General features: G+C 45.0%; 20 protein-coding genes and 1 pseudogene. 12 read left to right on the top strand and 9 right to left on the bottom strand.

Annotated features, from left to right (window positions below; all coding sequences use genetic code 11):
- The first annotated feature begins 150 nt into the window (after window positions 1-150).
- From CA598_RS26070 to CA598_RS26055, 4 genes are all read left to right on the top strand, one after another.
- A complete protein-coding gene (locus CA598_RS26070) occupies window positions 151-1,173 on the top strand; it encodes an SDR family oxidoreductase (protein ID WP_094874129.1) in 1,023 nt (340 codons plus the stop codon).
- 138 nt (window positions 1,174-1,311) lie between these two features.
- Complete coding sequence (locus CA598_RS26065; RefSeq protein WP_094874130.1) at window positions 1,312-1,971, top strand: class I SAM-dependent methyltransferase; 660 nt, start codon at window positions 1,312-1,314, stop codon at window positions 1,969-1,971.
- A gap of 137 nt (window positions 1,972-2,108) precedes the next feature.
- Window positions 2,109-3,113, top strand: a complete 1,005-nt coding sequence (locus CA598_RS26060) for a CapA family protein (protein WP_445671397.1) — start codon at window positions 2,109-2,111, stop codon at window positions 3,111-3,113.
- 540 nt (window positions 3,114-3,653) lie between these two features.
- Entirely contained in the window at window positions 3,654-3,911 is a 258-nt protein-coding gene (locus tag CA598_RS26055; RefSeq protein WP_042125931.1) for an AbrB/MazE/SpoVT family DNA-binding domain-containing protein, read from the top strand.
- Window positions 3,912-4,053: 142 nt separating this feature from the next.
- Here CA598_RS26055 and CA598_RS26050 read toward each other — a convergent pair whose 3' ends face one another.
- Both CA598_RS26050 and CA598_RS26045 read right to left on the bottom strand, forming a co-directional pair.
- The gene (locus CA598_RS26050; RefSeq protein ID WP_094878389.1) at window positions 4,054-4,563 is read right to left on the bottom strand and encodes a PadR family transcriptional regulator; all 510 of its coding nucleotides are present in this window, start codon (window positions 4,561-4,563) and stop codon (window positions 4,054-4,056) included.
- Between the two features lie 96 nt (window positions 4,564-4,659).
- On the bottom strand, window positions 4,660-5,823 hold the full coding sequence (locus tag CA598_RS26045; protein ID WP_094878388.1) for a YhgE/Pip domain-containing protein: 1,164 nt from the start codon (window positions 5,821-5,823) through the stop codon (window positions 4,660-4,662).
- Window positions 5,824-6,017: 194 nt separating this feature from the next.
- On the opposite strand from CA598_RS26045, the gene CA598_RS26040 reads away from it, so the two are divergent.
- From CA598_RS26040 to CA598_RS26010, 6 genes and pseudogenes are all read left to right on the top strand, one after another.
- Window positions 6,018-6,743 carry an HAD family hydrolase gene (locus CA598_RS26040; protein ID WP_094878387.1) on the top strand — a complete coding sequence of 242 codons (726 nt, stop codon included), beginning with the start codon at window positions 6,018-6,020 and terminating at the stop codon, window positions 6,741-6,743.
- A 135-nt stretch (window positions 6,744-6,878) separates the two neighbouring features.
- Window positions 6,879-7,100 (top strand): hypothetical protein, encoded by a 222-nt coding sequence (locus CA598_RS26035; RefSeq protein WP_094874153.1) that lies wholly within the window; start codon window positions 6,879-6,881, stop codon window positions 7,098-7,100.
- A gap of 163 nt (window positions 7,101-7,263) precedes the next feature.
- On the top strand, window positions 7,264-7,698 hold the full coding sequence (locus CA598_RS26030; RefSeq protein WP_094874134.1) for a CcdC protein domain-containing protein: 435 nt from the start codon (window positions 7,264-7,266) through the stop codon (window positions 7,696-7,698).
- A gap of 29 nt (window positions 7,699-7,727) precedes the next feature.
- A complete protein-coding gene (locus tag CA598_RS26025; protein ID WP_094878386.1) occupies window positions 7,728-8,972 on the top strand; it encodes a sensor histidine kinase in 1,245 nt (414 codons plus the stop codon).
- Window positions 8,969-9,645, top strand: a pseudogene (locus CA598_RS26020) (response regulator). Before CA598_RS26025 ends, CA598_RS26020 begins: the two are co-directional and overlap by 4 nt.
- Before the next feature lie 868 nt (window positions 9,646-10,513).
- On the top strand, window positions 10,514-16,465 hold the full coding sequence (locus tag CA598_RS26010; protein WP_094878384.1) for an S-layer homology domain-containing protein: 5,952 nt from the start codon (window positions 10,514-10,516) through the stop codon (window positions 16,463-16,465).
- 115 nt (window positions 16,466-16,580) lie between these two features.
- Here the strand turns inward: CA598_RS26010 and CA598_RS26005 are convergent, their stop codons facing one another.
- From CA598_RS26005 to CA598_RS25980, 6 genes are read right to left on the bottom strand one after another with little or no spacing between them, the layout of a single operon-like run.
- Window positions 16,581-17,711 (bottom strand): YheC/YheD family endospore coat-associated protein, encoded by a 1,131-nt coding sequence (locus CA598_RS26005; RefSeq protein ID WP_094878383.1) that lies wholly within the window; start codon window positions 17,709-17,711, stop codon window positions 16,581-16,583.
- Window positions 17,693-18,211, bottom strand: a complete 519-nt coding sequence (locus CA598_RS26000) for a GNAT family N-acetyltransferase (RefSeq protein ID WP_094878382.1) — start codon at window positions 18,209-18,211, stop codon at window positions 17,693-17,695. The genes CA598_RS26005 and CA598_RS26000 overlap by 19 nt, the downstream gene beginning before the upstream one ends.
- A gap of 25 nt (window positions 18,212-18,236) precedes the next feature.
- Entirely contained in the window at window positions 18,237-19,349 is a 1,113-nt protein-coding gene (locus CA598_RS25995; protein WP_094878381.1) for a YheC/YheD family endospore coat-associated protein, read from the bottom strand.
- Entirely contained in the window at window positions 19,346-20,719 is a 1,374-nt protein-coding gene (locus CA598_RS25990) for a YheC/YheD family endospore coat-associated protein (RefSeq protein WP_094874142.1), read from the bottom strand. The genes CA598_RS25995 and CA598_RS25990 overlap by 4 nt, the downstream gene beginning before the upstream one ends.
- Entirely contained in the window at window positions 20,720-21,898 is a 1,179-nt protein-coding gene (locus tag CA598_RS25985; RefSeq protein WP_094878380.1) for a YheC/YheD family endospore coat-associated protein, read from the bottom strand. It lies immediately after the preceding gene.
- Window positions 21,899-21,908: 10 nt separating this feature from the next.
- Entirely contained in the window at window positions 21,909-23,276 is a 1,368-nt protein-coding gene (locus tag CA598_RS25980; protein ID WP_094874144.1) for a YheC/YheD family endospore coat-associated protein, read from the bottom strand.
- Window positions 23,277-23,606: 330 nt separating this feature from the next.
- On the opposite strand from CA598_RS25980, the gene CA598_RS25975 reads away from it, so the two are divergent.
- Complete coding sequence (locus CA598_RS25975) at window positions 23,607-23,945, top strand: YlbF/YmcA family competence regulator (protein ID WP_076121521.1); 339 nt, start codon at window positions 23,607-23,609, stop codon at window positions 23,943-23,945.
- 124 nt (window positions 23,946-24,069) lie between these two features.
- Here CA598_RS25975 and CA598_RS25970 read toward each other — a convergent pair whose 3' ends face one another.
- Entirely contained in the window at window positions 24,070-24,645 is a 576-nt protein-coding gene (locus tag CA598_RS25970) for an LURP-one-related family protein (protein WP_094874145.1), read from the bottom strand.
- A 193-nt stretch (window positions 24,646-24,838) separates the two neighbouring features.
- Between CA598_RS25970 and CA598_RS25965 the strand changes: the two genes are divergently transcribed.
- On the top strand, window positions 24,839-25,123 hold the full coding sequence (locus CA598_RS25965; RefSeq protein WP_094874146.1) for a hypothetical protein: 285 nt from the start codon (window positions 24,839-24,841) through the stop codon (window positions 25,121-25,123).
- Window positions 25,124-25,200 lie beyond the last annotated feature (77 nt).

The following is a 25,200-nucleotide window of genomic DNA, read 5'->3' as shown; positions in this document are numbered from 1 at the left end:
AAGGTAGAAACTGAGGAGCGGAGCGTAGTGTTAGCTACGTGAGCACCGGAAGTTTTGCCTGAATTCAATATTCGATGTCGGGTACGCTTCTTGTGATCCTTCGTGATCAAAAGCGGACTTTTTGAACATCCTCTATAAGGAGCGTTTGAAATGAAGGTATTATTTATCGGAGGTACGGGACTGATTAGTCAGGCTGTTTCCCCGCTTGCCGTAGAGCAAGGGATCGAGCTGTATTTGTTCAACAGAGGACAAAGAGGCGAATTCGTTCCGGATGGGGCGAAGGTGATTCAAGGAGACATTCGTAACCCGGCGGAGGCTGCCGAAATATTACGAAATTACGAATTCGACGTAGTGGTGGACTGGATTGCTTTTACACCGGAACATGTGCAGACAGATATTGACCTGTTCAGAGGGAAGACGAAGCAATATATATTTATCAGCTCAGCCTCGGCTTACCAGAAACCGCAGCGTAATTATGTAATCACAGAAGAGACACCCCTGGAGAACCCTTATTGGGAATACTCGAGGAATAAAATAGCCTGCGAGCAGCTATTGATGGAAGCACACAAGAGCAGCGGGTTCCCGGCAACGATTGTTCGTCCTTCCCATACTTACGGAAACACTGCCATCCCTGCGGCACTCACGAGTGGACAGCATCCATGGTCCTTGATAGATCGTATCCGTCGCGGCTTGCCTATAGTGATTCATGGAGATGGAACATCTTTGTGGACACTGACGCATAACTCAGATTTTGCAAAAGGGTTCGTCGGATTGCTAGGGCATCCGGATGCGATTGGGGAGGCCATTCATATTACATCTGACGAGGTATTGAACTGGAATCAGATCTATGCGGCTATCGGGCGAGCGGCAGGGGTGGAGCCGAAAGTGGTTCATATCTCTACAGACTTTATCACAGCCTTCACTCCTTCAGGGACGGCGGATGGCTTGATCGGCGATCAAGCGGTCAGCAGTGTTTTTGACAATCGTAAAATCAAACGTCTCGTGCCTGATTTCCAGGCGACCGTCCCTTTCACTGAAGGGATAAAGCAGTCGGTTGTTTGGTTTGAGGCACATCCTGAACAATGCACGGTGGATGCAGAATGGTCTGAGCTATTGGATACGCTGATCGAGAAACATGGAGTTGAAGCGAAGCCGCTTTCATACTTCTCATAAGTGTAGGTCCTTAAAAAGGCGGTTTGTTTCCTTCGGGAGCAGCCGTCTTTTTCTTGTCTATGTAAGGTTATGGAATGAATCAGAAAATCATGAATATACTCTCACTACCTTAAATTCCGTTAAAAAGGAGTCCTGGCCATGCCAACACATCCCTTTGTCTCGCGTTTTTTTGTAAACTCAGATGCAAGTCGTGAGAAGTTAATTTATGATTTGCCAGAATCCTGGTGGAGCCGTCCCTTTGAATATGAGTGGTGTATTAACTTCATTTCTCCACATGGTGTGGTGCTGGACGCTGCTTGTGGAATTCCTCATCCCTTGAAATTTTATTTAGCTGGGGTATGTGCAGAGGTTTATGCTTGCGATATGGACAGCAGGGTTATTTACCGGGAGGACATCCTAGAAGCAATTACAGATGAGATCGGGGAAAAAGCGGCGAAACAGGTTATAGCTAGAAGAACTAACAACTTGCATCTTGCTCAGGCCAATCTTGCGGCTCTTCCATATGAGGACGAGAGCTTTGACACTATTTTTTGCATATCAGTGCTGGAGCATTTGACCTTAGAGGATACGGTGGGCACTTTACGGGAGTTTCACCGAACGTTGAATGAAGAAGGGTTGCTCGTGCTAACGTTTGATTACCCAACGGTAAACTTAAATCTTATGAATGATTTGCTGCTGCAGGCTGGTTTTCAATATTGGGGGGAGACGGATTTTGAGTTGCCTGCAGATGCTGTGTCCACAGATTTGTGGGGGGGGTTACAGTGCTTCCGGGCTGTTTTGAAAAAATCAAAGGGATAACAGGTCTTCTTACCCTTAAATTAGTAATCTATTTCCAGTAAGCTAGAATAAGCTAATATAGATAATGCTGATGATAGGAGGCTGTATTTTTGAGATTAGGGTCGAATATGCTGCGAAGAATGATACTCACAACCCTTATGTTATCACTTATCCTCCCTTCGACGATTGCATCTAGTGCAGCCTCGCCATCTTCAGAACCTATCAGACTTGCTTTTGCTGGTGATATTCTCTTGGATGGTTTTGTGGGTGATCAGATCGCGAAATACGGAGTGAACTTTCCGTTTGTGAAAGTCGCACCTACCTTGCAAAAGGCAGATATCGCCTTCGCGAATCTGGAAACGCCAGTGTCTATTCGAGGGAAGGCTGCAGAGAAGACCTTTGCCTTTAGGTCCAAACCAACAGTGCTTAGTGGCTTAACCTATGCTGGGATTGACGGCGTATCTTTGGCTAATAATCACATATTAGATTTCGGAACAGACGCTATGCTCGACACACTGGTGCATCTGGATCGAAACAAAATTGGCCATACAGGAGCAGGCAAAGATGTAGAGGAAGCGTTCAAACCGTATACACGGACGGTAAAGGGGAAGAAGATCGCTATCTTAGGGGTAAGTCGAGTGCTTTCAGGCCCTTCTTGGTATGCCGGCAACAATAAACCGGGAGCTGCCTCAGCGTACACCTCGCAGCCTATGCTTACGGCTATTCAGAAGATGTCTAAGGAGAATGATTACACGGTTGTGTACATTCACTGGAATGAAGAGTTTAAGGATTACCCTGAAAAATATGCCCGTACGCTAGCTAAACAGATGATTGATAGTGGTGCTGATATCATACTCGGCGCACACAGCCATTGCCTGATGGGCATTGAATACTACAAAAATAAACCGATCTATTATTCACTTGGAAACTTTGTGTTTAATCGTTCAACACGTGGTGGAGAAAAGACGCTTCACTCGATGCTAGTGACTTTTGAGATTAATGATGCCCAGGTGACGAGTAAGATTACACCAGTCAAGATTATTGGGGGACAGCCCAACTTTATGGATGATTCTTACAATAGGAAGACGATCAAGCTAATGAATAACCTTTCTTATAATGCAATTGTTGATGCGAATGGCAGGGTTACGGAGAAGCCACTATAACGATAGAATAGATCGACCAGAGATCACTGGTCGGTTTTTTTTGTAATTAAATTCAATTAATTATACTAAATTTATCCAATATTTGATCTTTCTATTAATAATATGTAATACTTATATTAAACCAGTACATAGTTGAAAGCTAGATTGTCGAAAAAAGTTGATGCATAAAGCATAAATAGTCTGTATTAAATCTACTAAACATATCTATGCTCTTATTTACGTCGGAGTGTTTCCAGACTTGATGTATTGGGTAAATGAGGGTATCAATAGGGATACTCTGCAAGCTAATTTGTAATCGCAATGTTGGATATTTATTAATTTCAAGACGAATAATTTGGTTCGCTTTACAGCATTTTGTCGAAAACGTACATCATTTTGTCGAATAATTGTCGATAAATATCATATTTTGTAGAAATAAAATTGACAGGGAATGAATAGCACTTTAATATTAGAGTATAGCGTAATCATTACTATCACATAGAAGCCTACATAGCTTTTAGCAAAAATGATTATTAATGTGAATTCAAGGGAGGATGTACGATGATGAAAGCGACAGGCATAGTAAGAAAAGTAGATGAATTGGGACGTATCGTAATTCCTATTGAACTACGTAGAACGATGGGAATTGACATAAAAGACCCGCTCGAGATTTTTGTAGATGGAGAGAAAATTATTCTTAGAAAATATGAGCCAACTTGTATCTTCTCCGGAAGCGCAGAGAACCTCATCAATTTCAAAGGTAAAATGGTAAGCAAAGATGTTCTCGATGAGCTAATTTCTAGCTTTGACAGAGTGTAGTCGATAGATTACACATTTTTGTTAAAAAAAGAACCGGTACAGCAAGCACGAATTGTGCATGCTGCCGGTTCTTTTTTTAATATCACATTAAAAAAGCAGCAGATCCCCTTAAAAAATAGGAAACCCACTGCCCAAACGATATTTATTCAGGCTCCAGCACACTTTGAACTTTTTTGATAAAGGCTTCATATTGCACAAGGCCGAGTTCCATACATAGCTTTTCGTAAGGGGACAGTTTGCAATCTAGTTGCTTTAATTTCTGATCAAGATCATCGTACATTGCCTGCTTTTCTATCAATGCTTGCCGAAGTAGATTATCTATGTTCTCTTTATCGGTCTTATCTCCGAAATACAGATGCATAAAAAAATCTGAACGCAGCACTTCCTTTTCGGCCGGTCTTTGCAAGTAAGCATGGAACTGATTCAAGCCGGCAGGGGTAATAGTAAATATATTTTTGTCAGGTTTGCCTTCCTGGCGTACGGATTCTTTGGTGATTAGCTCTAGCTTTTCCATCTTACTTAGGGTTGGGTAGATAGTGCCGTAGCTAGCATCAAAGAAAAAAGAGAAGTATTCCTCGAAATGCCGTTTTATCTCATAACCCGATTGAGGTTTTTCACATAATAATCCTAGAATCACATCTTGTATGTTCATGAATCGTTACCGCTCCTTTCGTTCACCTCCTACCATATCACAACTGCATATCGCTCTCAATTTGAATTGGCATAATCGAAGTGACAAACTACATCATTACGCATTTGTTGGTACAGGCTCTTGCTCTCTCGATAACTGAGTTTCCTTACGAATGAAGGTTAGGATAATGCTTAATCCAGCTATTGCTGCGCCAATGCAGAGTAGGTAGAACATATCTTTCCATATACCATTACCTCCGATAACCAGGTCGAGCATACCATTTACCGCGTAGTAAGCAGGTGAGAAGGGACCGATCCAGCTATAAAACGGAGACAATACGTCACGAGGAATCGTTGCGCCGGAAGCCAACATTTGGATGGAGAGCAGCGCAATATTTAACCAGGCGCCAGCGTCCCCAAGAAGCAGCAGACTGAACTGGGCAAGGATCATACAGGAGAGAATAACGGTGAATTCAAACAGCCACATGAGTAGAAAACCGCGGCTAGAGTGAATCCCTAGTGAGTTAACCATCATAGTTCCCACTAGTGATGTGATTATGGCTGTTCCACCCATGATTACGAATCGTGCTGCCAAACGATCCCATTTACCGAATTGGCCAGACAGGTTGGAGGACGATTTTTGGAGATTCATAGCGAGCAACATAGCTCCGGTAAAGGAGGCAGTAACAATCATTAACGGAACCATAGTTTGTGCAAAGTTAGTTGTGGGATTGATGATTTGAACGTATGCGGAGATTCGGCTGCTTGCCGCACTTTTGATGACCTCTGCTTGTGCCTTCGGCAGTTTCATAGCTTCAAGGGTTTGGTTTAGTGCTGCATCACTGCTTTGAGTGTTCATGGCAGCCGTGACTTTAAGGGCTACAGTCTGCATAACATTGCTAACCATTTGCGGATTGGATTCATTTACGAGGTAACGGAGTTCAGCCTTTGTGGAAGGATTACTGATCTGTCCGGTAAACCCTTGCGGAATATTAATAATCATACGAATTTTCCGATTTTCCAGCTCTTTCCGGGCTTCCTTCAGCGTGAAGTCCTGTTTAGTTACGAACTGCAGCGAGCCTGCAATCCCTTCGGCAATGGGCTGGGCATTGGCACCATCCTCATTCACTATAGCAATGGGCAACCGATCTACTCGATCGGTTACATGGTCATAGCCTGTAATCCAGATCAAACTGAAAAAGACTTGGAACAACAGTGCAGTTATGATCCCAATGATAGTAGCAGGCTGCTTGAGAAAGCGCATGATTAATTGAAGTGACATGGATATCTCTCCTTTATATTTCAATGTGTTATATTACAGATTGAAATATATCATAATGAAATATAAACTGCAACAAGAAATGTGGAGAGCATGGACATTCTGAAGTGATATCATATATCATAGGGCTTGTACTGGAGAATTCGTGCAGATGAATGTGCTTACCTGAAGCAAAAGAGAATGGGGAGGAACAACAGATGAGTAATGAGGTACAAGGAACAGAACTGAACGCGGTTCACTCGGAGTTGAACAAGCCGGAAGCGATTGTTTTTGATATGGATGGAACATTGTTCCAGACTGAAAGTCTTTTATTACCTGCATATCATAAAATGTTCGATATTTTGCGGGAAGAGGGACTATATGCAGGACCTACACCACCGGAGGAGCGTATTCTAAGCAGCTTAGGGATGCTATTGGCAGATATTTGGAAGAAGGTTATGCCTGATGCTGATGAGGCGGTACACCGCCGTGCAGATGAGCTGCTGTTGCAGCTAGAGGTCGAAGGACTTGAAGCAGGTGGGACGTTATTGTATCCTCAAGTGGTCGAAACACTGACTGCCCTAAAAGAGCGTGGAGTACGATTGTTTGTGGCTAGTAATGGGCTGGAGGAATACATTCACAGTATAGTTGTGGTGCATGAGCTTAAAGAGTTATTTGAAGGATTGTATAGTGCGGGTGGTCAAGGCACTGCGACGAAGACAGAATTGCTGCGCATTTTGCTGGACAATCATGGAATCAAGAGTGCCTGGATGGTAGGCGATCGCTCGTCCGATGTGGAGGCAGGTAAGGGAAATGCTCAAACCGTCATCGGCTGTGCATATGCAGGGTTTGGACGTCAGGATGAGCTGAAGGGCTCCGATGTAATTATCACCTCCTTCAATGAGTTGATAGACTTGTACGACAACGCATCGGTTAGCGAATAGGAGTATCGCGATTTAGATTTGGAAAGCAAAAAAAGGCAAACCTCGTAAGTGGAGGTTTGCCTTTTTTTGATGTTTCTAAATTTTGCTATCAATTATTTGTATAATAAAGATGACACTCCAAAGGAGGCGACAGGGTTGAAGAATAGAAACATAAAGCTGCGGATTATTTGGGTAATTCCTAATGTTTTTATGTATGTTCTTTTTATAGTCTGTGGTGTATTTGTATTCTCTAATGTATTTGGGCTACGGGATATAAATCGGCTGGGCATTTGGCTGATCATGTTGGCACTTTTATTGTTTGCGTCTTTGTTTGGCTCTTACCGAATATGGTCTTGGATTAAACAAGGTAAAATGTAGATTATGCCGCCCATGAATGGGCGGTTTTTTTGCATTCGCATCGTTTAATACCTTCCGGTTGAGTTCAGAATCCATCTGTGGATGGACTTCAACATGCCGGAGTTCAATTAAGCTTAAAGTATTATTTTCAACAAATATAGAAAAACGAAAGAGGGTGACCAACATGCTCAACTATGTAATTGTTGTAATTGTTGTGATGTTATTAGCATTACGAGAGAAAGAGGTGAAAGCCTCCCGCTTATGGATATTGCCTGCTGTACTTGCATACTCCCTTCTGTCTGGTATTGGCAAGTCTGTAATTACTCCAGTTGGAATCCTGCTGTGTATCGTGTGCTTGATCGTTGGATTAGCTGCGGGTGCTTGGAGAGGAAAGCTAATGAAGGTGCGTATTCATCCTGTTACAGGTAGAATAACTTCTAAAGGCTCTTTGGCCAGCATCGTTATTTTTATTGTGATTATGCTCATTCGTCAACTGGCAGGCGCGTGGGGGGCACATTATTCTGTGCTCTCCTTAAGTACGGCGATGCTTTTTATTCCGCTGGGTAACATCTGTGCAAGCCGCTATTTTCTCTATTTAAAGGTGCAACGTTTGCAGTAATAAACCCAAAAATATTTAATTGAAATGGGATGGATATCATTAAACAGACCTTTGCAGCGGTTTGGCTGTCTATTTCGGTTCAGGTTAGAAACGTTATTTTAAGCTTGCTATTGTGCTTTAGTCTTGTTGGTTTTCTGAAGGAGGCGGCTTGGACAGAGTTAGTCATAGGAATATTAATCCGGCTTCCTTACCTTATTTTGATTTGGGTTCCAGAGTGGCTTCGGGGTAATCGTGTGCGTATAGCTGCTGTGGTGATAGTCTGGATAGTCACGGTTTCCTATGCTATTTTTTTTAATGTAGCCAATGGAGCTGCTGAATTCATCTTCTATCTTATAGGATACCTTGTGTTAAGCTTACCGATTTACACATCTCTTTTGCTAACTACAGTCATAATTAGTATGGATGCATTCATTTTTGGAATTTGTCAAATGGCACCCAATCAGATCCTAATCTTTTCCATTGCCCATGCAGGAACCTATATTTTATTTTGGGGGAGCAGAGTAAAACGTGAAACTAATGAAGCTGCTAAACGTCATTATGAGGAATTGCGGGAGGTTCATGCGCAGCTAAAACAAACGTATGAAGAACTGCAAGATACACATCGGGAGTTGGAGGAGGCGACTGTACGTTTACTACATTATGCAGTGCTTGAAGAGCGAAGTCGGATTTCTATGGATCTTCATGACAGCATCGGCAATGGGTTAACATCCGCGATTGTACAGCTTCAAGCTTTACCCTATATGATGAAAAAAGATGCCGCAGAAGCGGATAAAGCAATGATTACTATTCTGAACGTAGTTAAACATAGCTTGCAAGAAGTACGTACGGTTGCACACCGGATGGGCAGCGATGAAGTTGGGCTTGGTTTAGTTGCTTTATCCAGTTTGGTTAATCAGGTACGGGAAATGGCAGGTTTTACAATTAAGTTCTTCACTCCTGAACCTACGAGTCTTTGGACTCCAGAGACTTCTGAATTACTATATCGTACGCTTCAAGAAGCGCTGACGAATGTTATTCGCCATGCCCAGGCCTCAGAGGTTGAAATATGTATCTCGGAGATTGAAGGCAAACTAGCGATGTCAGTGGAGGATAATGGCATATACAGCGAAGAGCATGCCGTTGTTCCTGGCTTTGGTCTATCCAGTATGAAGGCTCGTTGCGAAAGAGCTGGAGGTTCTTTAAGTGTTGAAGCTGTGAAGCCACAGGGGATGAAATTGACACTTAACATTCCACTGCATGATACGAAAGATAGAACAAGAGGTGAGAAGTTATGACCACCCCAAGTATCCGGGTGCTTTTGGCTGATGATCAGCATCTGGTAAGACATGGCTTGCGGTTTATTATTAATGCTCAAGAGGATATGGAGGTAGTAGGTGAAGCATCTGGTGGCCATGAGGCCGTCCTATTGGCAGTTCAAGTTGAACCCCATGTAGTGCTGATGGATGTACAAATATGAATGAGGGAGATGGGATTGATACGACCCGTAGAATTGTTGAAACTCTGCCGGATTGCAAAGTGGTTATCCTAACTACTTTTGACCAAGAAGACTACGTATACCGAGGAATCCGCGCAGGGGCAGTAGGATACTTACTTAAGGATGCTGCACCTGGCGAATTGGTTGATGCTGTGGGTGCCGCATACCGTGGGGAGGCTATTTATCGTACAACTGTAGCTGCCAAAGTGATTGGTCAAGCTGTGCGGTCAGCCCCTGAGGATAAAGCGTTGGATTCAGCTTCATATGAACCATTGCTTGATCCATTTACAGAAAGGGAATTGCAAGTTCTACAGCAGATGGCTTATGGATTGCGCAACGAGCAGATTGCCCGTAAACTCTATATTGGTGAGAGTACGGTTAAGACTCATGTGCATCGAATTCTCCAGAAAATTCAAGTCGATGACCGCACACAAGCGGTCGTATTTGCAATCAGGAATCGGTATGTAAAATAAGATAATATGCAGATAACTAAGCGGCGACTTGCTTTCAGCTTTCAAATAAAAACCAGGTCGCCGATTTTGTAGTTCTTCGTATACATAAACAAAGGAGATAATCCGATAATTAGTTAAATGGGAATATTTACAATTCATATGATGAGAAACTGGGAAGTAAGTCTAAGGAGCATAAAAATGATAATGAGTTTTCTTTTTATTGCTTTAAGTGCTGGAATTGGAATAGGAATGTGGTTTTTAGTTATAGGCATAGTTTTATCTATTGGTGGTGGAGACATATTTACAGCACCTCAATATGATTCCTTATTTTTTTATAGTGCTGTTCTTTTATTGTGCATTGTGAGTTATCTATGGTTCATAAAACATCTATTAGATAAAAATTTGCAACTTCTGCTCTTTATCTGTATGGGCACCACGATGCTCTTTTTTTTTCCTTCCCTATTTTTTGAACTAATCAAAATATTAAGAAATAAACAAACGACCGCCTTTCTGCATTCTGCAAAGAAGCGGTTATTTTGTTGTTGATTATTATACCTCTCGGCAGTTTTCATAACCCATGCAGGCAGAGCGCCAATGAGCCATCGTTTGCTCTGTTTTTTTATACTGCGGGTAAATATCTCGACACCAATCGAGTTTTTGTGAGTTTTTTGTGAGATTGATTTGGTTTTATGAAACTACATCATTCTCTAAAAGGAGGAGTGCAGGTGCTCAAACTGAAAGATTGGCACGAATTGGACATCCTGCCTGTTAGCAAGTTTCCTTGTTGGGATTGGCAGGTAGTAAACATTCGCTGCTTCCAGCCATCATCTTTCTTACACCGGAAAAGTGAATGCAGTAAAAAATGACTATGAGGAATGGAGAGTGAACAATGAAGAGGTATAAGCTGTTAGCGATAATGTTGGTGTTATCTATGGTATTGTCCATCGTTCCTGTTGCTCCTGCAACAGTAAATGCGGCTGCAGATGGAGCGGGGGCAAGGGCCGAATATGGCGGATTAGGCGGAACTGAGCTTTTCCTAGGAGGGAAATATATAGAGCTTGGAATCAGCAACTGGGGCGATTTCGGCACCGAGGGCAATAAACCCGCGGACTTCCGCGGAACAAACAGTAGAAATAATCTGGGTATGAGTGCGGACCATGACGGCTATGGAACTGGATTGGATCTGCCGGTGGACTATTATTTGCCGGGTTCTCCTGAGGAACGGTTCGCAGTAGGGTATAAGGTGGACGGAAATACATATGCGAGATCCAATTCGGCTGTGATGAACACCAAGCAAATGCCGACTACGGTATTGAATACCTCGCAGAAGGATAAAGGGCTCCTGAGTGCGACTATCGTCTCAACATGGGCCGGAAAAATGGAAATTAAGCAGGTTATAAGCTTTAAAGAAGATTACAAGTTCTACCGTAATGACGTCACAATTAAGAATCTCTCCGACCAGACTTGGGATGGAGCGAGGTATATGCGTTCAATGGATCCGGATAATACGGTAGACCAGGGCGGATCATATGTAACGGCTAATAGGGTAACTCATACCGTAGAGGAGGATGGCGTTGCTGTCGTTGAAGCGAAGACCAATTCGGACTTAGACCCGCTTTATAAAGCATTTGGTTCAAGAGCACCTATCTTCTTCTACTCAAGCAATCCGCAGGCTAAGGCATCTGTATTCGGATTTACCAATGTAGATCCTTATGCCTCTGAGGCGTATGACAGTCCGAAGCCTAAAAATCAGGAAGTGGTGGCTGATGCGGGTATCACGATGACCTGGGATTCGGGAGCTCTGGCTCCAAGTGAGAGTAAGAGTTTCACCTACTACACGAGCCTGGACGAGCGGGACTTCAAAGAGGTCCTCGCGGAAATTGAGCTGGATGAGGGCAGCACCGCTCTGACTGAGACGGAGGCCAATGATGGTACGGTGAAGGGCAACCAAAAGGTCAATATCCTTGGAGCTACGCTTACCGATCGGATTGACGTGAACAATATTCGGATCAACAACCTGCCTGCCGGACTGGGCTTTGAGGTGACTCGGCTGAGTGATACCGAGCTTAACTTCAAGCTGACCGGTGCAGCGGTAAACCACAGCAAGGAATTTAGTGTAGATAACTTGTCTGTGACAGTCGGCAAAGAGAATCTGATGGGGACATCCTCTGATTTGACAACCAAGACCTTTGGTCTTACCTTTATTGATCCAGCTATGCTGAGCTTGGATAAAGGCCTTGTCTCGGAAGCCGTATACGGCAGCGGACAGATTACCGAGACATTGCTTTTGTCCGTTACCAGCGGCAAATTTGCTTCGGATATTGGTTCAACTGATATCAAGATTCGAAATCTTCCTGAAGGGCTAAGCACGACATTGAAGAGAATCTCTGATAAGGAGCTTCAAATCGGCTTTGACGGTATCGCATTGGAGACGGAGGACATATACAATGCCTACGTAACAGTAGCGGCTGATAAGCTTGTCGGAAGTCCGACATCTCTAAGCACGAATACGTTTAAGATTGATTTTAAGGACAAGGAGCCTTTTCTGGTCGTTCACTCCCCTGTTTATGAATCCGATCTTAATGATGGCAGCATTGCCGATGCATTGGTCCTGGAACTCAAGAACGGAATCTTTGATGCATCCGTTGCAGATTCAGTATACGCGGTGAATTGGCCGGCTGGACTGGATGTAGGCGGTATTATGATTGATAATCCTACCCAAATGACCTTATCTATTGCCGGACATGCAGACAGTCATGAAATCACGGATAGTATAAATAATGCGGAGGTGACGGTTGCGGGTATCCCGTCAACAACCTTCTCGGTCTTATTCCGTTCTCCGCCGCCGATCATTATGGCTTCTCCAGATATTCTCCATGACGCGGGCGATGGCTCAGTTGCGGAGACCTTAACGGTAACCCTGAAGAACGGCAGATTTACCGATGAGGTTAACGCTGGTGTAACGATCAATAACCTACCGGATGGATTGGACTTCACTGTGGTTCGCATCAGTGACACTATACTCGAAGTCCATTTTACGGGACAGGTAACGAAGAAATTTGATGCTGCCGCGTTTGCTTCGGTCACAGTTGATCCTGCCATTGTCATTGACGCTGCAGCATCACTCACCTCGAATAACTTCGATTTGCAGGTGCCGGATGCAACTTCTCTAATTGTTCGCGATATGACTGATCTTACCTGGGACGCGATCCGGGAAAAGAATATCCAGCAAGCTTCTGTCACCTCGGATGTTTATCTTCCTGAAGAGGGTGCTTACGGAAGTAAGATTATCTGGACATCTACGAATGAAGCAGTCATCTCGCTTGACGGTACCGTTACTAGACCTTCATTCGCAAAAGGGGATCAAGAGGTTACCTTAACAGCGGAGTTCAGGAATGGTTCCTCTGTCCGGACGAAGACCTTTATTCTTAATGTCAAAAAAACAGCGGGTACCGATGAGCAGTCGGTTACTGAAGATTTAGATCGGTTGACCTGGGAGATGATTCGGGCCGATAACGAGCGCCAAGAGGGCGTGAAGACGCTGCTAGAGCTGTTGAAGGAAGGTAACAACGGCAGCAGCATCACCTGGAGTACGTCGGATAAGAAAATCATTGATACAGACGGCAAGGTAACGCGTCCTGGTTATCTGGAAGGGAACCAGACGGTAACCTTGATTGCGACAGTAAGCAAGGGTGAAGCTGTCCAGACGAAGGAATTCGTTGTGACAGTCATCAAGCAGCCGAAGACAGACAGTGAAGCCGTAAGCGAAGACCTGGCAGGGCTGACCTGGAAGATGATCCGGGCTGATAATGAGCACCAGGAGGACGTGAAGACACTGTTGAAACTGCTGAAGGAAGGAAGCAACGGCAGCAGCATTGCCTGGAGTACGTCAAATGCGGAAGTCATCGGCACAGACGGCAAGGTAACACGTCCTGGTTATCTGGAAGGGGACCAGACGGTAACTCTGACTGCAGTGGTAAGCAAGGGTGAAGCAACCTTAACGAAAGAGTTTGTCCTTAACGTTAAGGCAAAGCTTGCGGATGTTAATGATCAATTGGATGAAGAAATTTCTTTGTTGAGAATCGGCTATACCGATCAGGATACGGCAGACAGTGTAACGCATAATATTAAGCTGATCTCGGAGGGCTTTTATAATTCCGAAGTAGTATGGACTAGTCATAGGAGCGATATTGTCAGTAACACAGGTGAAATCAAACGACCGTTGAAGGATACGATTGTCAGATTGACCGCTCGTGTAACGAAGGATGGCTTCTTTCATGAAAAGGACTTTTACATCACGGTTAAGGGAACCAGTCTGGTTGATCTTCCCCAGGATGAACTTAATGTGAATATTGGATATGCATCGGGAGATTCCGAGACTTCTGTAAAGAAAAATGTATTTTTGACAACCAAAGGAGATACCGGTTCCTTATTGACTTGGACATCGAGTAATCCTGATATTCTCTCCAACAATGGGCGGATTAGCAGACCCGGTCCGGATGAAGAGGACGTAAAGGTAGTGCTTACCGTGCAGCTTGCCGATCCGGACAAGCCGGATGAATCTAGAATGAAGACGTTTACGGTCATTGTTAAAAAGTTGAGTGATCAAGAAGCAGTGGACGAGGCAGCAAGAAATCTGAAGATAGACGATGCTGCAATTTTTGCGGAAGGTGACATTTGGGAAAGTGTAACTGAAGGCTTCGTGCTGCTGCAGACTGGAAAGTACAGCACTGATATTACATGGACCTCTAACCATCCGGCAGTCATCGGAATTGAGCAGAACGCTAAAGAAGCAAAGGGCAGAGTGAACCGGAAAAATGAGGAGACCAACGTCATTCTGACCGCAACCTTTAGCAGAAAAGGCAAAACTGCAACCAAAAAATATCTGCTGATTGTCAAGGCGCTAGGTGTGACAAAGGACGGAGCTATCCGTCATGCCACCTCCAGACAGGCCGAGTTGTCCATCAATAACGATGGCAATACGCTGCAGCAAGGCATCAACATACTAAGAACCAACATGTCGGATGGGACTAATATTGATACAATCATTGTGGACGACGATACAATGTTTAATTTGGTGGAAGCTGTGAATCCGAATGATCCGGATCTGGCGAATCGAAGTCTGACCATAAATCACGTGGACGATTCTTCTGCACTTGCGGACGAGATAGCTATAGAAATTCCAGCATCGGCCATATTGACCCTTGCAGGACGTAATATTACATTGGATATCGTCACTCGGCTGGGATCCATTCATTTGGATGAAGCGAGTATCAAGCAGTTGGAAGCTGCAGGTACAGACTTGTATTTCAGAATTGTACCGGTAAATGATTTGAAGGAACAGAAGAACTTCCAGACGAACGCCATTAATATCGGTACTACGAAGTTGTCACTAGCCAGTGACCAGACTCTTAAAGTGCAGGGAATACCGCGAGGAATTGAGACCAACTACAGTGGGATCACTACGATTATCCGGATTCCATTGTCTGAGTTGGCTAACCAGATTCCTGTTGAAAGCTCCAGTGCCAGAGATGCCTTCCTAGATCGCCTAAGAATCTATGTTGAGCATAGTGACGGTGATATTGTGGTGTATTCTCCTCTGCGGATTGGGTACACCGCTGAAGGTAGACCGGATTTTGTAGAGTTCCAGATCGACAAATTCAGTATTTTCCAGATGGTTCAAATCGCAGCTAAGGAACCGGGCGACTCTCAGAACCCTGGCAACTCTAATGTTGTCAGCACTGATCCAGCACCAGCAAAAGTACCAGCAGACAGTAGAAGTACTGAACTGACTGGCGAGAAGCTGAAGGAACTCCAGGATCAGGATGGAGTGATTAAGGTTGAAACCGACTTAGGTACTATTAAGCTGAATGCTGGTAATGTAAGTCTGGATAAAATCCAGAAGCTGTTTGGACAAGAACATATGAATCCGAAAGACCTTGTGATTCGTGTAGGATTAACCGCAGCCGATCCGAGCTACATTGAAGGATTCAAGCTTGCAGCCAAGAGGAAGCAGGTCCAGCCCGTAGGTCAACCTGTTAAGTTCTATATCGAAGCTTCGTATAAAAATCAGACCCGATCCGTATCCAGTCAAGGTTGGGGAGAATATTCGTTGCCAGTACCGGAAGGAATGAAGATTACAACAGGTGTTCTATACAAGGATGGCGAGATTTATCATCAGCCAACTTATGTAAATATAGAGAATGGACGTTATTATGCGCGTATTAACAGTCTCGAGACCGGTGTCTTCGGATTAATCTGGAATCCGGAAGAGTTTCAGGATGTCGAGCAGCATTGGAGCAAACAGGATGTTAATGTAATGGGCTCCAGGCTCGTTGCGAACGGCACGAGCGATACGCTCTATGAGCCTCAGCGTGCAATCACCAGAGCGGAATTCACGGCTATGATGGTCAGAGCTTTGGGAATTGTCAATTATGATAAGCGTTCTGTTTCCTTCAGTGATGTCCCGGCAGATGTGTGGTATGAACGGGAAATGGAAGTTGCGATAGAGAGGGGGCTGATTGCCGGTTATCCTGACGAAACGTTCAGACCGAATAACAGCATCACCCGACAAGAAGCAATGACCATCGTCAGCAGAGCGATGAAAATTACGGAGCTAGTGTCTTCCCGCAGTGAAGAGCAGTATTTAGAGCTGCTTCAGTCCTTTACGGATTCGAAGTCGATCGCCAAATGGGCAGAAAAAGACGTGAAAATGAATCTTTCTGCCGGCATCATTGTAGGTAGAAATGAGCGGCTGGCGCCTAACGAGAATATAACTCGTGCCGAAGCAGCCGCTGCAGTAAGAAGACTTCTGATTCAGTCCGGAATCATAAATCCATAATGGCAGCAATGAATTCATAAATGCTGCTTTAGCCAAAATGAAAAAAACGACGCAACAAACAACCGCACTTTCTGCATCCTGCAGAGTGGCGGTTGTTTTGTTTTTGTGTATCATATTATTCCTCAGTAGTCTTAGCCGACGCTGGGGCACCTTTATTATTATATAACCATAGCGCATACTCCAAAGGACGTACTAGTGCTTTACGATACGTGTTGCCGTCCCCAGAGCGGGCAAACACTTCACGGGCAGGTTTTGGATTAACCTCCAGCACATAGATTCTTCCTTCACGATCTATAGCGAGGTCCAGAGCGAGCTCACATAAGGCTCCGAAACTTTCTTCCAGGAAAGCAGCGGCATCAAGTCCTAACCTCTCGGCAGTTTTCATAACCTTATCGGTTTTATCCTGACTACCCAGCCATTCCTTTAGCAGCGTTTCCGCCCGAACGGCGTGCCCACCGCCATGAAGATTGGAGGTTACGCTTCGGGCCGCTCCGACTCTTGCTGCCATACCTGTCAGTTCCCAGATTCCTTGCCCATTTTTTTGAACGAGCATGCGGTAATCATGGAAACGTCCGCCAGGCAGACGAAGTGGGATCCCCTGTTGGACGAGGAAACGTCCACCAATACACCATTGTCGAACGATAGAATCCAATCGGGAGGCAGAGACCTTTCGGGGTGGAATAATCCGGCGATCTTGACGACGGCCTTGAATATCAAAGCCCCCTTTACTACCCTTCACCCGTTCAATTCTAAGGATACCGCGTCCACCTGTGCCGTTTGCTGGCTTGATATAGAGTACCGGGCTCTGCTTCAGCATTCGGTGCAGATCGGCAGAGGAATGATACAGTAATGTTTCTGGCATATGCTGCCGGAAGCGACTCTTTTGTGAGAACGTTTGGTGTATGGTCCATTTGTTGCGCAGTGGACGATTCAGAAACAGCAGATGTTTATAGCGTTCACGGAAACGAAGCAATTGCTGAAAGCGCGTGCTGCGCTGGATACGGCAACGGTCATAAATCATGTTCGGGAAGGAACGCCATTTACGTGACCATTTCCCGCTCTTTAGATCAAAGACAAGAGCATGGATCTGCTCTTTGCTGGGATGGACATCCATGGGGGTAAACACAAAAATATCCAAGCCCATTCGATTACCCTCAATGATCATTCTCCGGTACACGGCCTTTTCTTCAAGCTGCTTGGCTTCATTTATATACAAAGTAAGAATGCCTAAGACGGGCTCTGGCACAGGAGTTCACCTTCTTGTGGAGAGTTTGTAGTACTGACGGTATTCTGTGGTGACCGGATCAATAAAGTTGGCTTGCCAGTAGGGCCACTAGTAAGCGCCACTGCGGCAAGACCAACGTTGAAACACATTTTCAGACTGGCTGTATTATCGCTGGCAACACTGCATTCGAGACGCCCTAAACGGTTTAACTGGGCGGCCATAAGGGCGGTGCCTGTATGCCTATTTCGGTATAAGGGATGCACGGCAACGAGACAGGCCTCTTCACCGAAACCGGATACGAAGCTTACGCCTGCTAGCTGACGCCCATTCTGACCGCGTACGGTGGCGACAAGCAGCGAGACACCTGGCTCTGACAACTGTTCTGGAGTTAATCGGGCCATTACCTTGCAAGCTTGGTTTGTAATCCGACGCTCCCCATGCTCTCTTATAAACGCAAGCAGTCCGGTTAACCGCGATTTCCACTTTTTAGCATCAGTGTCGTAGATGGAGGATATCTGCATGCAGTGTCACATCCTTTAATGAATTCTACTTGGAATGGCGTGCTAAGTGCTGACCATATTGAAAGATTCGCTCCAAAGAAAGCTTGCGAATCGCAGGCTCATCAAATTTCATCGGCCGGGAGTTCGCTTCAAAGAACCAGAGTCCACCGTTCTCATCGACACCGAGATCCATGGACATCTCCCCGAGCATAGAATCAGAGGCTCTTTCAATTTGTCTGGCAATTAACAGAGCAGTTGTAGGTACACTTTTTAAGATAGAGGCTGCTCTTTCGGTTCCAAATGTGCTTTCCAGCATGGTGGAGGGTTCCTCGATACTTCCGCCACGAGGTACATGCGTAGTGATGCTGCGGGCACCGGCTAGACGCGCACCTATGCCGGTCAATGCCCAGCCGCCTCTGCTGTTTTTCTGCAGAAGTACACGCAGATCAAAGGGTCGTCCTCGGTGAGTCGCTAGTTCAATAGCTTGCTGTACGATATAGCGCGAATTTCCCTTTTCTTTTCCTATCCGTGCCCAGAGGCGTTCTACTGAGGCAGCTTTGTAGGTCACATTTTTTTTGCCGCTTTGAATTTGCAGCCGATAAGGTAATGTAGTATCTGCACGGTATTTTAAACGCATAATTCCTTTACCTGCTTTGCCATTCTCAGGTTTAAGATAGAGACTGGTATGATTATTTAGCATGGCGATAAGCGTATTTGCACTGCGTAAACGTCTGGTTTTTGGAACATGCTTCGAGGTAGCATACGAGCCTTTCAACCATTCAAATAGACTCCATTTATTGAAAAAATATGGATTATATAGCTCAATGCCTGGATGTTCCAGGCATTGAGCTATTTTGCGTACGACAGCAGGTTTTTCCTCATCCTCACGGGTAGGAATTCGGTTATAGATGATTTGTGGAAGAGGTACAGGAATGCTGTACCATATTCTTCCACTGGATGATGGGACATAACCGTTCACCATCCGTTCCTCGAGCTTCAAGTCACGGACAGTGACGACGTAGACAAGAAATCCCAGCTCCTTGCCTGTGCGGATGATGTCCCGGAAGTTATTACGGTTGCCATTAAATTGCCTTACTTTATCGCTGGTTGTCAGTATGGCAATAACGGGTTTTGTTTCATCCGGAATATGGGTGTTCACATCTCATCCCTCCTGCGGAATTTGCTGAGGTATAGACAATGCTCCAAAATGTGCTCGATGGAAGCTTTGCCCTCAGCGCGCAGGGAAGGATGACGGAAGATGGAACGTCCTGGTTTGGCGTTGGCCTCGAACATCCAGATGTCTTCATCCTGATCAATGCCGAGATCAAAGCCAATTTCACCGAGTAAATGACGATGCTGGATTTCTAAAGATTCTGCCAGCTTAATGGCTGTACTCTTCGCACGCTGTAATACTTCATCTGCTCTGCCGCCAAATACACGCCCGAGCGCCTGCCCAGGTGTAAGTAATGCCCCACCGTTTTTGAGGTGAGTGGTGACACTGCCTCGGCCTGCTTTCTTAGCACCAATACCGACTACAATCCATTGATTACTGCCGTTTTTATGCATATGGAATCGGAAATCAATCGGGCAGCCATCAATTTCAATCAAACGTATTCCTTGTTGGACGATATAATTTTGCAGGCCTTGACCATGTCTTGATCGAAGCATACGCATGAGGCTTTCAAAGGTAGTGAAGCGCAGAAGCACGTTTTTTCCACCCTTGCGGTAGCGGGCAAAATACCCTTTTTTCGGCAGATAGGTGAGTCGGTAAATCCCGTGACCCAGGCTGCCTGCGGAAGGTTTATAGTATACAAAGTGGTGGCGATCCAACATTTCTCTCATTTTTTCGGAAGAGGGATTGCTGTGGGTCTCAGGTACGTAACGGTTTGCAGCTCCGTCATTTTCTAGCAACCGATAAATATCGGATTTATTGAAAAAGCTCCAGTTGAAGTAAGGGATTTTCTTACGCATAAATCGTTCGCGAAGCTGGTTGATATAAGGTGAAGTCTCCGCTCTCCGACTGGGTAGCCGATTGTAGACAACATCAGGTAGAGGAACCATTTTACGCTCGAATTTGCCGCCTGCGGTTAAGAAATAACCATAGACTTGCTCCTGCTGCCAGTTGATATCACGCGGCATAAAGGCAAATATATAACATTTATTACTGCCTTCCCGCAGCAATTGCTTTATGAAGCCAGTGCGAGAACCGAAGGGTTGATTTGAAGATGCTGGTCCATCGGACAATACACCGACTAAAGGTCCAAGCTGTACTTCGTCATTCTGTAGATTGCGTAAATAGATCCCACCAGATTTCGGAACCTTGATAGCACTCTTTACACCAGTGGCAAGGAATAGATGATTTCCGGCACGCTTGATGGGCTTAATCATGGTCGGGATGGCATCTTTACCGAGTCTAAGGCGTATGTTCTTTTTCCCGGTTAATTTCAAGCTTTTCATCAGTGCACCTGATACATATACAACTCTTTGGGGCTGCTTAGTGAAATGCACATTGCAAAAAGTGAGACTCATTTATGAATCCTCCTTAGGAACCATTGTTATCATTCTCCCGTTTATAACGGAGCTGTCCGTAGATAGGGATGGTATCCGTCGCTGTGTGAGTAGCAGATGGCGCGCATAAGACAGTGGATTCTCGGCGGCGAGCTTAGCAGCCCGGCGGTCGCCCGTCAGCCGGAATACCGTGCGCCCTGGCTTGGAATTTGCTTCTAGTAAATGAATCCGACCGCTCGAATCAATACCGAAATCTAGGCCGAGTTCTCCAAGCCTACCGCATGCGGCCTCCAGAAGAGGAGGCAAGTATGCAGCTTCTGTAGCAAGCTCCTGCATGATGTCTTTTCCATCCTGACCATATTCTGCAAGCAAAAAGGGCAAAGGAGGAACCGCAGTTCCACCGCCATGCAGGTTCGAAGTCAGTGAACCATGATTACCCAGCCGAACGGCCATGCCTGTAAGATCCCAGCGGCCGAGGCCATTCTTTTGCATCAATACACGCACATCGAACGGTTGCCCCTCACGATTAGTTAGGTGCAGATAAGGCTGTATAATATAGCGGCGTGTGCCGATAAATTCATGAATCCAGTTCAGTCCTTCATCCTGCGAGCTGAATACATATTGAAAGGGTGTATTTGTTCCATCACGCCCTCGTACTCTTATGCCTCCTCCAGAGCGTCTGTTCTGCATTATGGCATGCAATGTACGTTTGCCATGAGAGCCTGCTTTGGGTTTTAGGAAAACTCCGTATTCTCTTTCAGCAAGCATATTGCTTAACTTGCGTGTACCGGTATAAAGTACAGTTTCCGGAAGTAAAATAGCGGCTCTTCGGTTGCGCTTCAAGATCTCGTATACGCCCCATTTATCAGGTAAACCTCTTGACCAAGGTAATGAACGGTGAAGGAAAGAGAGGGCAGACGAAGCTTCTTTTCTTTCTTTCGGACTATTGTAAAAACAACGATTATAAATGATATCTGGTGGTGTAGAGGTCGTATTGTGCCAGCTTCCGTCTTTCCATGTATAACCGGTTATAGATGACCCGTTTGCCGCTACTCCGTCCGGATGAAACACGAGGACTTTAAGGTTATATCGCGGAGCTGCCCGGCATAAATGACTGCAAAATTCTGGCTCGGCAATCGGAGGATTCCCGTGGCGACGGCCCGTCATAATGCCGAGGAACCCCATAGCTGTTTCAGTCATTGTGTCCTCCTTATAAACCGGCCAAATAGCGGCAATACAGAATCATTTGCTTGACGGACGGTCTGATTTTTTGATCGTTTAGCGGTGTGTTATCGTTCTTGGAAGGTTTGGAATTAACCTCCAAGAGCCATATTCGTCCGGATTGATCCAGTGCCAGATCGATTCCGAGCTCTCCGAAATGTGCAGGGATAAAGGTTTCTACGCCTCTTGCAATGGCAAGTGCTGCTCTTGGAAGCTGAAGCTGTACGCTATCCTTGGTACCTGGAGGAAGGCTGCTCTTGCTAACGGCTTCACGGACAGTACTAAGACTGCCACCTCTTGCTAGATTGGAGACGAAATGATTGCTTCCAGCGGTGCGAGCGACAATGGAGGTAACGCCCCATTTACCGGTACCATTCTTCTGTACAAGAGCTCGAAAATCTACAGGACGCTTACCGAGCTCCATCAAGGGCAACCCTTGTTGAATCTGGTAGCGCGTTGTTTTCATCTTGGGAGCAATAGATTGGTACAGTTTAGCTAAAGTCGGGTAGCTTTGCTTGCGTGTACCTATAGAGGTAGTTGATAACAAACGGTATCCTCCGCCTTCATCTTTGGAGATTCGGAGAATGCCTTTGCCGAGACTGCCTCGTACAGGCTTTAGAAATACGCTTGGATATTGGCTACACATCTTCTTTACCACAGCAAAACCGTTTAAAGCATGCGATTCAGGTAAATACCGCTTCAATGAAGGGTCTTGCGCTAAAGCTTCAAATACTTCTGTCTTGTCAAGAAATTTTTCGTTGAAGAAATGCGTTCCATACCGTGATTTTACATCCGCCAAAAAATGCTGTACGCTAGGTTTATTCTCCACCTTTCGCGTCGTTAGCCGATTGTTGATTACATCGGCGATGGGCAGACTCATTTTCCTCCAACCCTCGTTGTATACCCAGCCCTGGATGGAAGAGCTGCTTGTTTCCAGCGCTTCCGGGGTAAAGAAATATACATAGGCGCCTTGTGCGTGGCAGGCATTTGTTAATTCTCGACAGAACATGGTAATGGGTCCAAACAGCCTGTCGAGATTATCTGGATGGTCACGGCTGACGAGTACACCGATCAACGGTCCAAGTCGCAAGGTACGACTTACGGAGCTGTAAGAGGCGTTGAGGGTTTGCCGATGTTTCCATCCGGTCCGCCGCGCCAGTCCTTCGCTTACACGCAGGCTTTCGGATTTGGGAGCCGGGATAATGGTAACCTCCTGCCGGAAAGAGCCGAAAGCCAGCTGGAGCGTTCCGTGAGCCGGGATTTTGAGTCTTTTCATGGATCGTTCGCCAAGCATTATAGCGTTTTCCTGCAGGATGCCCGAGTGGACCGTATGGACCGGGATCTTGAATTGGGACATCGTGGATCTCCTTCCGGTAGGCAGCATGATGCCGGCAATTTGGTAGCTAAGGGTTACATATCATTCATCATATGGAGACATATGACCCTTGGTGATTGACCTACTCTTTAAAAACCTTGCCGCATCATTTCATAAGTCTGACCCAAGAAGCGAAACAAGCATGGATGAATCAATATTTGGAAACTTAAGCAACGCTTCCGAAGTGAATTTTGTACGAAGACGAATCGAGAAGTAGTGGCTCACAAAACTTAAGCTCATGCTTCCGAAGTGAGTTTTGTACGAAGTGAAATCAGGAAGCATATGCTCACAAAACTTTTAGGAGGAATCATAATGAGTATTCACGACAAAGCACATGAACTGGCGAAAGCCATTAAAGAAAGCACTGAGGTAGCGGATATCACCAACGCAATGAAACTGGTAGAAACAGATCCTGAAGCCAAGGCGATGCTCGACAACTTCCGCAATGGTCAAATGGAGCTTCAACAACGGATGATGAGCGGAGATATGCCTCCACAGGAAGAAATGGAAAAGATGGAGAAATTATTCGAGGTGCTTAACATGAATCTTGGGATTCGCCGTCTGTTCGATGCAGAACGTCGCCTGAGTGTTGTAATTGAGGATGTAAACAAGATCATTACCGAGAGCTTGTCGCAATTGTATGGCGAATAAACGCTTTTAGTAAGCGGGTATTCACCTAAAAGGTATTAAAGGTGCAATCTAAATAGGGTGCTCCCGAAGCCGGTTGGCTTTGGGAACACCCTATTTATTCTTGTGACTAGTATGAGCAAACCCGCTAATCTTGTTTTCCTTCGATTGCGCAGAGAAGAATACCAGCAGCCAAACCTAGGCGGCGATCAAGCATACCTTTGGGATCTTCAGAGAAGTCAGCGATGATTTTTGTAACAAATGGATTAAAATTTTGTTTGAAAGTAGGGATCGTTGTATCATTCATCTCGATATTATATTTTTGAGGGATAATAGAGATGAAGCGGCGGAGTAAAGCCATCGCGGTGCTATCTTCCTTGATTTTTCCGATTTCCTGATCATGGCGATCGAGAATCAGCCATTCATCTTTCAAAATCGATTTGAGTCCCTTGCGGCGCAGTGCACCAATGTGCTCGCCAGTCTCCGTATCATGCACATCATAAGTAGCGCTAAAATCGACCACATTACGGGCTTTTATTCGCAGAAGCTCCTTTTGCATAGATTCATCTGTGTACAGTGCAATATCCTCTTTTAACTTAAATGCTTTCATTTGTGAATAGAGTACAAGCTGCTCAGCATTATCATAAATATGAAGCTTCGCACCCATGATCGAAAATACCTTTTTTCGAATTATGTATTCGGTATGAGTATAAGTTGCATTCAATTCCAAATCGCCCCCTAAATGAAATTATCATCTCATATATAAGCTTTGCTAGCCATATAAATGCGTACTATTTTATATAATTTTTTGAATAGAAGTATATTTTTTATGGACTTGTCTCATATTATGGGCTTCATGTTCATAGAGTAGAGATATAGATTCAATCGAATATCTTGTCTACGAGGAGCTGTTAGTTATGAGAAAAAGAAACAAGTTTAAACATGGTGTCTATCTGTTGCTGGCGTTGGCCATGCTTTTGTATGCTCTGCCGAAGTTATCGCTTGCGAATGGGCCTAGCTGGGTATTTGGTTTTGGGGTGGTCTGGTCACTTTTCGCCTTTATGGTCATTGCGGCACATCTGCATTTTATTATCGGTGTTGATGAGGAGAAGACCAAGCGTTTGGAAGCTGTGCGAAAAGCAAAGATGGAGCAATGGCAGTCCAAATGGAAAGAAGAAACTAGAGTTACACAAAGATCATAGAATTGGGGTAGTTTCCTTAAGTAACTAGATTTGAATATTCCCGTGGAAAGCGCCGAATTAGTTAAAAGAGGGGTATA

Origin of the sequence: Paenibacillus sp. VTT E-133291 (assembly GCF_002264395.1) — a bacterium.
GTDB classification, from domain to species: Bacteria; Bacillota; Bacilli; order Paenibacillales; family Paenibacillaceae; genus Paenibacillus_AQ; species Paenibacillus_AQ nitricinens.
Note: the sequence above shows the minus strand (reverse complement) of the source record. Positions and strands in the feature narration are given on the sequence as shown.

Coding starts and splice junctions, on each gene's coding strand:
- CA598_RS26070 (WP_094874129.1), top strand. CDS start 151: ATGAAGGTATTATTTATCGGAGGTACGGGACTGATTAGTCAGGCTGTT.
- CA598_RS26065 (WP_094874130.1), top strand. CDS start 1,312: ATGCCAACACATCCCTTTGTCTCGCGTTTTTTTGTAAACTCAGATGCA.
- CA598_RS26060 (WP_445671397.1), top strand. CDS start 2,109: ATGTTATCACTTATCCTCCCTTCGACGATTGCATCTAGTGCAGCCTCG.
- CA598_RS26055 (WP_042125931.1), top strand. CDS start 3,654: ATGATGAAAGCGACAGGCATAGTAAGAAAAGTAGATGAATTGGGACGT.
- CA598_RS26050 (WP_094878389.1), bottom strand. CDS start 4,563: ATGAACATACAAGATGTGATTCTAGGATTATTATGTGAAAAACCTCAA.
- CA598_RS26045 (WP_094878388.1), bottom strand. CDS start 5,823: ATGTCACTTCAATTAATCATGCGCTTTCTCAAGCAGCCTGCTACTATC.
- CA598_RS26040 (WP_094878387.1), top strand. CDS start 6,018: ATGAGTAATGAGGTACAAGGAACAGAACTGAACGCGGTTCACTCGGAG.
- CA598_RS26030 (WP_094874134.1), top strand. CDS start 7,264: ATGCTCAACTATGTAATTGTTGTAATTGTTGTGATGTTATTAGCATTA.
- CA598_RS26025 (WP_094878386.1), top strand. CDS start 7,728: ATGGATATCATTAAACAGACCTTTGCAGCGGTTTGGCTGTCTATTTCG.
- CA598_RS26010 (WP_094878384.1), top strand. CDS start 10,514: ATGAAGAGGTATAAGCTGTTAGCGATAATGTTGGTGTTATCTATGGTA.
- CA598_RS26000 (WP_094878382.1), bottom strand. CDS start 18,211: ATGCAGATATCCTCCATCTACGACACTGATGCTAAAAAGTGGAAATCG.
- CA598_RS25990 (WP_094874142.1), bottom strand. CDS start 20,719: ATGAGTCTCACTTTTTGCAATGTGCATTTCACTAAGCAGCCCCAAAGA.
- CA598_RS25985 (WP_094878380.1), bottom strand. CDS start 21,898: ATGACTGAAACAGCTATGGGGTTCCTCGGCATTATGACGGGCCGTCGC.
- CA598_RS25980 (WP_094874144.1), bottom strand. CDS start 23,276: ATGTCCCAATTCAAGATCCCGGTCCATACGGTCCACTCGGGCATCCTG.
- CA598_RS25975 (WP_076121521.1), top strand. CDS start 23,607: ATGAGTATTCACGACAAAGCACATGAACTGGCGAAAGCCATTAAAGAA.
- CA598_RS25965 (WP_094874146.1), top strand. CDS start 24,839: ATGAGAAAAAGAAACAAGTTTAAACATGGTGTCTATCTGTTGCTGGCG.